We start from the raw sequence: 8,975 nt of genomic DNA on the forward strand, positions 1-8,975 counted from the left end.
GTGGAAGTGCAGCAATGCATGGAGCGGACCGGTACTAATAGGCCGAGGACTTATCTTACAAGATAAGAGGAGTATAAGGAAAGAGACTTACGTTTTCTGTAGTTGTCAGGGCACAGGCTCTGAAAATTCAGTGGTGATGGCTGTAGGGGTCCACCTGTTCCCATACCGAACACAGCAGTTAAGCCTACAAACGCCGAAAGTACTTAGGGGGAGGCCCCTTGGGAGGATAGGAAGCCGCTGATTAAGGTAAGAGGGCGTACGCTAATGCGTACGCCCTCTTTGTATGTTAGGGATAGGTGCCGTTAGGGTATGGTATAATAATCAGTAGGAGTAGCCATTCACCAATCTTTTGGCAGCTCACAGTTATTAGGGGGAGAGTTTATTGTCTATATATGGGGAGTATTATCCTACACTGAAATATATACAAGATTATTTGATTAAGCATATTGAGTCATATGCCGATACGACGAGAGAAAAAACGGGAGAGGCTGCCTTTGAACATCTGATTACACGCATTAAGTCTGAAGACAGTATGCGTGAAAAGTGTGCTCGTAAGGGCATAGAAACCTCTCCTCGGGCGGTTTTAGAGTCCATACACGATGCCATCGGTATTCGGGTTGTTTGTCGTTTTGTTGACGATGTATATGAGACGGTTCGTGCTTTATCGCGAATACCTTTTTGTCGAATTAAGGAAGAAAAGGATTACATCAAAGACGTAAAGCCTAACGGGTACCGGAGTTATCACCTTATCCTGGAGATTACCTTGCCTGATCAAGGTGACGGTGCCTATATTTCCGGCACCTATTATGCGGAAATACAGTTACGCACCATTGCCATGGATTCATGGGCCAGTTTGGAGCATCAACTGAAATATAAGAAACAAATATCCGCTCCGGAAATGATCAGCCGTGAATTAAAGCGGTGTGCCGATGAATTGGCTTCGTGCGACTTGACGATGCAGACGATTCGAAACTTAATCAGACATGAATAGGGAGTACATATGAGATTATTATTGGCCGAAGATGAAAAGGACTTATCTACAGCCGTAGCCGCCATTTTAAATGCGTCGGGCTATGAAACGGATGTTGTATCCGACGGCGCACAGGCTGTTGAGGCAGCGGAAAGAAACAGTTACGATTGTATGATATTTGATATTATGATGCCCGGAAAAGACGGGATTACGGCTCTTTCGGAAATCAGAGAAAAAGGAGATGTAACTCCGGTGATTATGTTGACCGCCAAGTCTGAGGTAGATGACCGTATTACAGGACTTGACGCGGGGGCAGATGATTATTTAACCAAGCCTTTTGCCGTAAAAGAATTATTGGCTCGTATTCGTTCTGTTACGAGGCGTAACGGGGAGACTTTTACACCCCATCTACTGACCTTCGCAAACTTGGAGTTTAATACGGAAACTCAAGAAGTGAAGGGGGAGAATACCATTCGTTTATCGTCAAAAGAAGGAAAGTTATTGCGTTACTTCCTTTTAAACCCGGAAAAAGAACTTACGACGGAGACCGTATTTACGCATGTATGGAACGATGCCGAGGAGGAAACGACGAGTATTGTCTGGGTATATATATCGTATCTAAGGCAAAAGCTTGATTCCGTACAAGCTCAGGTAGAGATTACGGGCGAGGAAGGCGGAACTTTTTGTTTGACTATGAAGGAGTAAATTATGAACATGATTCGTCGCTTACGGCGTAATTTTATTCTTATTGCTTCAGCTGCCGTCGTACTGCTTGTCTGTATTGTTCTGGTAACAGTAAACGCTACCAATTATAAGCGCACTATGAGCGATATAAATAGTGATTTACAGTATATTACGGCTCACGGCGGTATGTTACCCAAGAAGGCGGCGCCGACTGAAAGCGGTTGGTTCGGTGGGAATGAAAGGGAGAATAATAGGGATGAATTTTCTTATCAGACTCGTTACTTAACCGTTTTGGCCGATAAAGACGGGAATGTCAAAGATATAAATATGAAGAATACGGCGTCTTTTACAAAGGAAGAAGCCGTTCAGTATGCTCAAACTTCCGTTTCAACGGGACAGGATGAAGGCGTTTTTGAAAAGAGCGGGGCCGTGTATGCATACTTAATCAGTGTTGACGGCGAAGATAATCATTTCATCGTTATTATGGATTGTACTCGCGAATTTGCGGCTCTTCATTCTTTGTGGCGCTATTCATGCGTTTTGGGTTTGGCATGTATCATTGCTTATGCCGTGTTAATAGCGGTCTTATCCAAATGGATTATTCAACCTTTTGAAGCCAATATGGAGAATCAAAAGCGCTTTATCACCAATGCGGGTCACGAGTTGAAGACGCCTATTGCCATTATTTCGGCCAATGCGGAAGCTATTGAGTTGATTAACGGGAAGAGTCAGTGGACAGACAGTATTTTGAAGCAAGTCAGGCGCCAGACCGAGCTGATTAACGCACTGGTAACCATGTCGCGCATTGAAGAATATGGTCGAGACGAGTCCAGAAAAAGTGAGATTGATTTAACGGAAACGGTAGGTGCCGTTGCGGAGTCGTTTAAAACAGTAGCCAAAGAACAAGGAAAGACTGTGCGGGCCGATATTGAAGAACATGTGAAGTTGGTGACAGATAGACACGCTTTTCATGAATTGACCAATATACTTGTCGACAATGCCGTCAAGTATTGTGATGACGGCGGAACGGTGCTTGTCAGCCTGAAAGGAAAGCGCAGAAGACGTAGTAAGTTTACGCTTACTGTAGCCAATGATTATAAAGAAGGTAAGGGTCAAGACTATAGTCGATTCTTTGAGCGTTTTTATCGTGGCGACGAGTCACATAACAGCAGTAAGTCCGGCTTCGGGATCGGCCTGGCCATGGCGGCGGAATTTGTAGAGGCCATGAAAGGGGATATTAAGGTTTCGTGGCGTAACGGTGTTATTTATTTTACTGTTACCGGGTAGATATAAAAAAAGCAGGAAATCGTAAGATTTCCTGCTTTTCGTGTATACCGTCGCTTATTTCGAGTACAATTCGACGATAAGTGTTTCGTTGATTTCTAAAGGTAATTCACTGCGTTCGGGCATGCGAGTCAATGTGCCTTCGAAAGCGTCGAAGTTCTTTTCAATGTACGGAAGATCAAAGGTCTTAACTTCCTGGAAGGATTTCTTGTACATTTCGTTGTTACGCGAACCTTCTTTTAATGTAATCGTGCTGCCCACCTTGACCTGAGCCGAAGGAATGTCAACACGTTTACCGTCGACAAGAATGTGTCCGTGGTTTACCATCTGGCGAGCCTGACGGATGGAGTTTGCGAAGCCTATGCGATATACAAGGTTATCCAAACGGCATTCCAGCAATTTGAGCATATTTTCGCCCGTAACGCCTTCCTGCTTCTTCGCTTTATCGTAATAGCGGACAAACTGACGTTCGAGCAAGTTGTAGTATGCTCGTAACTTCTGTTTTTCCAATAATTGTGTGCCGTATTCAGACATTTTTTTCTGTCTTTGATCTTTCTTCACACGTTTTAATGCCTTGGGATGGCCGTAAACGTTTACACCGAAACGGCGGCACTGTTTAAAACGTGCTTCTCTCCTCGTTGCCATTAGTTACATCACCTCATTAGAATAAAATAATATAGAATTACATCTGTAAATTTTACTACACAAAGTCGGTTAAGTCAATGCCGGGTATTATGGACAAGAGAACGTCCCTTTTGTATACTTTATCGTAAGTGCGGAAAGGAGTATGAATATGAAAAATGTGTATATTATCGCTTGCGGCGGCACCATAGCCGGCCGTGCCGATTCGGCATCGAATCTGACAGGCTATACGGCAGGGGCCGTGCATATAAACGAACTGTTGTCTGCCGTTCCCGAATTGGATAAAGTAGCACAAGTGCATGGCGAGCAGCTGTGCAATCTGGATAGTTCCGATATGACAGAAGCTCTATGGATAAAATTGGCTAAAACCGTTGAAGGTGTTGCAGCCCGTGATGATGTAGACGGTATCGTCATCACACACGGTACGGACACGCTGGAAGAAACTGCCTACTTTTTGAATCTTACGGTTCATACTCATAAGCCCGTGATTATAACGGGGGCCATGCGCCCCGCCACGGCGCTCAGTGCTGACGGACCGTTAAACCTATGGGAAGCCGTGCAGGTAGCGGCTACACCTGGAGCCGGTCAGTACGGGGTACTCATTGTCATGAACGGTACGATTTGCAGCGCACGTTTCGGATATAAGACGGATACGACTCATGTTCAGGCTTTTCACGGCAGACAGATGGGTGTCGTCGGCTTTGTGCAAAACGGCATACCTTATTTTTATCAGGCCCCTTTACGCTGCCATACATTCCAATCTAAGTTTGATATTCCTGCTGAGACCTTGCCTCACGTAGCAATTATTTATTGTCACGTAGGGATGACGGAAAAAACGGTCAGGGCTCTTATACAAGATGTGTCGGGAATTATTTTGGTCGGTTTGGGACACGGTAAGAATCCGAACTACATTGAAAGCGTATTAAAAAAAGCGGCATCCACAGGTGTGAAAATCGTGCGCACATCGAGAGTTCTCGGCGGCATTGTTTCCGAAGGAGGCGGGCAAGGTTTTATTTGCGGTGACTCACTCATACCGCAACAGGCGAAAATCCTCTTGCAGCTATCCTTGAATAAGGGAGAAACGGAGGAAGAAATACAGCATAACTTCCGTATATATTAGAGCCTGTCGTTGTTCTTACAGTCTGCCTATGCTAAAATAAATAAGATAACTACGTTTTTCTTATTACAGATGGGAGCGTTGAATATGAATTATCGAAATATAGCGGTAGCAGCCTTGTGTGCAGTTACCTTAAGCGGAGCTGCTTTTGCAGCTGAAACGACGACATCCAAAGGATTAACGGATATTAATGACTATTGGGGTAAAACGGCTGTCGAGTCGTTTTACAGTCGCCAGTATATCAGTGGTATCGACGGAAAATTTCATCCTAATGACGACATTACCCGCGAAGGAGTAGCCTCGATTATAGACAAGATGATCGGCGGCGAAACGACGGCCACCGTTGATTTTAAAGATGTTAAGGGACGCTGGTCCGAAAAAGCGGTTGCTTCTATGGTAGATAAGCAGATTATGAAGGGGTACGGGGACGACTCCTTTAAGCCTGAAAAAGATGTAACCCGTCAGGAATTTGCCGTTATTGCCTATAATTACTTGAACTATAAGGGGGCACCGGCAGAAACTTCGGCTGTTGAATATAAAGATGCTAAAGACATTGCTCCGTGGGCAAAGAAAGCTGTCGATATGTTGAATGCACTGGGGGTCATGAAAGGATCGGACGGCCTGTTTTTACCGAGCAAGAACATTACTCGCGGTGAAGCGGTAAATGTATTGTATCGCCTTCAGGCGGAACCGGTAGTATCCAAGAATCAGGGAGCCGAATTACAGAAGGTTGTCTTGTCCGATATTGCCAAAGTATACGGGTCCGTTAAAAAGTTTGCCGATGACGGTAACTTGTATTGGAACGGAAACACCTTGTATGTAACGGCAAAGACAGCGGCTAATCGCAATAAATTGGAAGACTCCTTTAAAGCTGACAGCCGCATTGCGGAAGGTAGTGTCGTTGTAGTCAATAATAAATACAGTTTTAATGAATATAAGAAAATTCAGGAAGACGCTTTGAAGCTGTATGAAAAGACAGAAAAGGCTGAAGGTACCGCCGCTGTCGATTATTTGAACGAACAGGTAGTGTTGAAGGTACCGAGCGTGTCTAAGGAAACAAAAAAAGCTCTTGAAAAAGCCTTCGGTGCAAAAGTGCGTACACGCATCGTATAAACGGGGGCAGGCGGAGGAACGAAATGATAAACTCTAAACGGTTGGCCGCATTGTGCGGAGTCTTCTTCTTATTTTCGGTTGTGACGGCAGTAGCCGTTTCACCGTATACGGATATATCCGACAAAACGGATAAGGCAGCTGTTGATTATGTATACGACATACAGGGTCTTACGTTTGCTCAGGGAACGGAATTTCAACCCTTGCAGCCCGTAAGTCGGCAAGAGTTCGCAGATATGCTCTATCGTTTGACACCGTCATTGCATCCGACAGAAATGAAGACGGAAGAAGACGCCTTAGCCGTCTTGGCTCAGAACAAGATTATGCAAAAAGGAAGTGCAGAGGCGGCTTTGACACGCGCGGAATACGAAGCTGTTATTAAGGCGTATATCACTTATATGCGTCAGGATACCTTGCAACAGGCCGTGCCGGAACAAACGACGGGTAGCGATACGGTGAGTCGCTTGGAAGCGGTTCGCAGCGTATATGCGCTAATCGGTCCGGGAGGTATGTATACGGACTATGTAGCGGCTCAGCAAAAGGTTATGAAGACCTTGAATGATGAATACGGATCGATGCTTACTTTTTATGAAGACGGAGTCTTGTATCGCCAAGGCGATACCTTTGTTGTCGGACTGACGGGCCGGCCGTCTAGGTCGTTGGAACGTCGTCTTAAACATGATTTGGCTGACGGGCCGAAGGTAGAGATCAAAAAAGTATCTATGTCCAGAAGTGACTACGCTTACCTTATGCATAAGGCGGCGGCTTTGATTGTGGCCACAGTCGGTACCGATGAGTTTTCCGGCGTATTACCCGACTATGAAAATGAACAAATCATCGTCATGACAAAGCATCCGCTGTCGCAGGAGTTGTTAAATTTATTGGAAAAAGAAATCGGTACAGGTATTATCCGCAATGAAGATGCGGTTAATGCCGGTACGAGTAAGAAACCGGTTGTGGAGACCTCGACTGAACGAAGACCCGTTACGGCGGCGAACAGGAAACATCGTCCTAAGGTCGACTTCTATTCTCCGTTACTGGATCGGTCCGTGTCCGAAGCTATTACAAAATATCAGAACGATTTATACAGATAAACGGTGTTTACCATAATGTTGAAGGTCCGTCTGTTGATGAGATCTTCAACATTATTTTTTTGAAGGCGCTGAGCCGAAATGTTACTCACGAACGATATAACCGACGCCGCGAACCGTTGTGATATAAGATTCGTGACGGTCTGTGCAAAGTTTGGAACGCAAGTAGCGTATGTATACATCGACTACATTTGTCGTTCCGAAGAAGTCATATCCCCAGACGTGTTCTAAAATGCTGTGACGGGAAAGAACGATATTTTTATTATGAATTAAAAAGGTTAAGAGAGAGAACTCTTTTTTCGTCAGACTGATGCGTCGTTCTTTTATGTATACTTCGTGTGCATCTAAATCGACGAGCAAATCTTTCAAAGTTAAGGTGCGCCGAAAATTGTTGCATACGGCTTTTCCCGAATGTAGAAGGGCATGAATACGGGCGGACAGTTCACGGCAATTAAAGGGCTTGGTCAAATAATCGTTTGCTCCGTATTCGAAGGCCTTTACTTTAGTCGTAATGTCGTCACAATCGGATATAATCAAGACGGGAACGGCAGAAATTTTACGAATTTCCTTACACAAGAGCAGACCGCTAATATCGAGAAGCCGAATGTCCAGAACGATTAAATCAAACCGGTTTCCCGCCAGTTTGTTTAAGGCTGAAAGTCCCAACGTATCGGTAGTGCAGTCATAGTGCTCCGTAGCTAATTCCTGCCGTATGTAGGCTGCCGTTTTGGCATCTCCTTCAATGATAAATATCTGACGTTCTTTCATAGTAAAAGCCTCCTGTTACAATGAATTTTAGAGCTCTTTACTCAATTATAAAAAACGAATGAATATTCATAATATACAGACCTTTTTATACTCTCATAAGGTCCGTTAATACAAGACGTTATGGGGGTATTTCATAGGCACTCCTTGTTCTTCTGTGGTATAATAAATAAGTTATGTAGAGGAGGATTTTTGTATGAGAGCCATGGGTATTGATCCGGGTACGGCTATTTGCGGTTTCGGCGTCGTCGACTCTGACGGCAGTCGGTTACGGCCGGTTACGTACGGGACCATTCAGACCACGCCGGACAGAAGCGATGCGGATCGCCTTGTGACAATATATGAAGGCTTACATGAGTTATATGAGAAATATAAGCCTGATATAATCGGTGTTGAGCAGCTCTTTTTTAACCGTAACGTGACGACGGCTATTACGGTCGGACAGGCACGAGGCATTATTTTGCTGACGGCGAAACAAGCGGGAATTCCTCTTCTTGAGTTCAACCCGTTACAAGTAAAACAGGGAGTTACGGGATACGGCAGAGCTACGAAAGAGCAGGTTATCGATATGACTATGCGCCTTCTCGGCATTCGGGAAAAGATTAAGCCCGACGATGCGGCTGACGGCTTGGCCATGGCTATATACGCCGTCTATTCCAGTCATTCGCAACGTTTGAATAGAAAGGTACAGTTATGATCGGATATGTTAAGGGTACGGTTGAGCGTATATTCGCTTCATCCGTTTTTATTGACGTGCACGGAGTAGGTTATCGCGTATATGCACCGGTTTCGACTCTTGCTCACTTGAACGTTGGCGAAGAGAGTCTCTTGTATACATACATGAATGTACGGGAAGATGCCATTGTCTTATACGGTTTTCTGACGCAAGATGAATACGATCTCTTTATGCTTCTCATCGGCGTTAACGGTGTGGGACCTAAGGTAGCCAACGGCATTTTGAGTGCTACCGGGACGGATTCATTCAGAGCCGCCGTGGCCAATAAGGACATCGGTTTGTTGACGAAAATGCCGGGTATCGGCAAGAAAACGGCGGAACGTATTGTCTTGGAATTGCAAGATAAGGTGGGCACGCCCGTAAGTAGCGGTGAAAGTGAAAAAACACCCGCTCCTTCGCCTATAGAGGGAATAGGAGCGGAAGTAACGGCAGCCCTCGCCGGTCTTGGATATTCTGAACGGGAAATTGAGCCGATCATAGCTCGGGAAGCAAAGGAGCATGATTCGGTAGAATCGTTATTAAAAGCGTGTTTGCGTGCCTTGGGAACAGGGAGATAAATTATGGAAGAAACGCGTA

The 8,975-nt window shown here is 45.1% G+C and carries 10 protein-coding genes and 1 rRNA gene; 9 read left to right on the plus strand and 2 right to left on the minus strand.

The window, feature by feature from the left end:
* Nucleotides 1–126 precede the first annotated feature (126 nt).
* From rrf to PGX78_RS03805, 4 genes are all read left to right on the plus strand, one after another.
* Nucleotides 127–243: ribosomal RNA gene (gene rrf, locus PGX78_RS03790) — 5S ribosomal RNA — on the plus strand.
* Between the two features lie 139 nt (nt 244–382).
* Nucleotides 383–991: a GTP pyrophosphokinase gene (locus PGX78_RS03795; protein WP_270445461.1), complete on the plus strand. Its 609-nt coding sequence runs from the start codon at nt 383–385 to the stop codon at nt 989–991.
* A gap of 9 nt (nt 992–1,000) precedes the next feature.
* The gene (locus PGX78_RS03800) at nt 1,001–1,675 is read left to right on the plus strand and encodes a response regulator transcription factor (RefSeq protein WP_270445462.1); all 675 of its coding nucleotides are present in this window, start codon (nt 1,001–1,003) and stop codon (nt 1,673–1,675) included.
* Nucleotides 1,676–1,678: 3 nt separating this feature from the next.
* On the plus strand, nt 1,679–2,941 hold the full coding sequence (locus tag PGX78_RS03805; protein ID WP_270445463.1) for a sensor histidine kinase: 1,263 nt from the start codon (nt 1,679–1,681) through the stop codon (nt 2,939–2,941).
* A gap of 54 nt (nt 2,942–2,995) precedes the next feature.
* On the opposite strand, the gene rpsD is transcribed toward PGX78_RS03805, so the two are convergent.
* A complete protein-coding gene (gene rpsD / locus PGX78_RS03810; protein WP_006940675.1) occupies nt 2,996–3,583 on the minus strand; it encodes a 30S ribosomal protein S4 in 588 nt (195 codons plus the stop codon).
* 121 nt (nt 3,584–3,704) lie between these two features.
* Here rpsD and PGX78_RS03815 point away from each other — a divergent pair, with 121 nt between their 5' ends.
* The 3 genes from PGX78_RS03815 to PGX78_RS03825 all read left to right on the plus strand — a co-directional run bounded on the left by PGX78_RS03815 (nt 3,705) and on the right by PGX78_RS03825 (nt 6,901).
* Nucleotides 3,705–4,700, plus strand: coding sequence for an asparaginase (locus PGX78_RS03815; protein WP_270445470.1), 996 nt, complete (start codon nt 3,705–3,707; stop codon nt 4,698–4,700).
* Between the two features lie 84 nt (nt 4,701–4,784).
* Nucleotides 4,785–5,810 carry an S-layer homology domain-containing protein gene (locus tag PGX78_RS03820; protein WP_270445465.1) on the plus strand — a complete coding sequence of 342 codons (1,026 nt, stop codon included), beginning with the start codon at nt 4,785–4,787 and terminating at the stop codon, nt 5,808–5,810.
* Nucleotides 5,811–5,833: 23 nt separating this feature from the next.
* Entirely contained in the window at nt 5,834–6,901 is a 1,068-nt protein-coding gene (locus PGX78_RS03825) for a hypothetical protein (protein ID WP_270445466.1), read from the plus strand.
* Between the two features lie 81 nt (nt 6,902–6,982).
* Here PGX78_RS03825 and PGX78_RS03830 read toward each other — a convergent pair whose 3' ends face one another.
* Nucleotides 6,983–7,666 carry a response regulator transcription factor gene (locus PGX78_RS03830; RefSeq protein WP_006940682.1) on the minus strand — a complete coding sequence of 228 codons (684 nt, stop codon included), beginning with the start codon at nt 7,664–7,666 and terminating at the stop codon, nt 6,983–6,985.
* Nucleotides 7,667–7,859: 193 nt separating this feature from the next.
* On the opposite strand from PGX78_RS03830, the gene ruvC reads away from it, so the two are divergent.
* On the plus strand, nt 7,860–8,360 hold the full coding sequence (ruvC, locus tag PGX78_RS03835; RefSeq protein WP_006940683.1) for a crossover junction endodeoxyribonuclease RuvC: 501 nt from the start codon (nt 7,860–7,862) through the stop codon (nt 8,358–8,360).
* On the plus strand, nt 8,357–8,956 hold the full coding sequence (gene ruvA / locus PGX78_RS03840) for a Holliday junction branch migration protein RuvA (RefSeq protein WP_270445467.1): 600 nt from the start codon (nt 8,357–8,359) through the stop codon (nt 8,954–8,956). Before ruvC ends, ruvA begins: the two co-directional genes overlap by 4 nt.
* Nucleotides 8,957–8,975 lie beyond the last annotated feature (19 nt).

This window comes from Megasphaera sp. AF13-6AC, assembly GCF_027685385.1.
GTDB classification, from domain to species: domain Bacteria; phylum Bacillota; class Negativicutes; order Veillonellales; family Megasphaeraceae; genus Megasphaera; species Megasphaera micronuciformis.

Excerpts from the sequence above, each read along its gene's own strand:
- PGX78_RS03800 (WP_270445462.1), top strand. The coding sequence starts at position 1,001 with ATGAGATTATTATTGGCCGAAGATGAAAAGGACTTATCTACAGCCGTA.
- PGX78_RS03805 (WP_270445463.1), top strand. The coding sequence starts at position 1,679 with ATGAACATGATTCGTCGCTTACGGCGTAATTTTATTCTTATTGCTTCA.
- rpsD (WP_006940675.1), bottom strand. The coding sequence starts at position 3,583 with ATGGCAACGAGGAGAGAAGCACGTTTTAAACAGTGCCGCCGTTTCGGT.
- PGX78_RS03820 (WP_270445465.1), top strand. The coding sequence starts at position 4,785 with ATGAATTATCGAAATATAGCGGTAGCAGCCTTGTGTGCAGTTACCTTA.
- PGX78_RS03825 (WP_270445466.1), top strand. The coding sequence starts at position 5,834 with ATGATAAACTCTAAACGGTTGGCCGCATTGTGCGGAGTCTTCTTCTTA.
- PGX78_RS03830 (WP_006940682.1), bottom strand. The coding sequence starts at position 7,666 with ATGAAAGAACGTCAGATATTTATCATTGAAGGAGATGCCAAAACGGCA.
- ruvC (WP_006940683.1), top strand. The coding sequence starts at position 7,860 with ATGAGAGCCATGGGTATTGATCCGGGTACGGCTATTTGCGGTTTCGGC.
- ruvA (WP_270445467.1), top strand. The coding sequence starts at position 8,357 with ATGATCGGATATGTTAAGGGTACGGTTGAGCGTATATTCGCTTCATCC.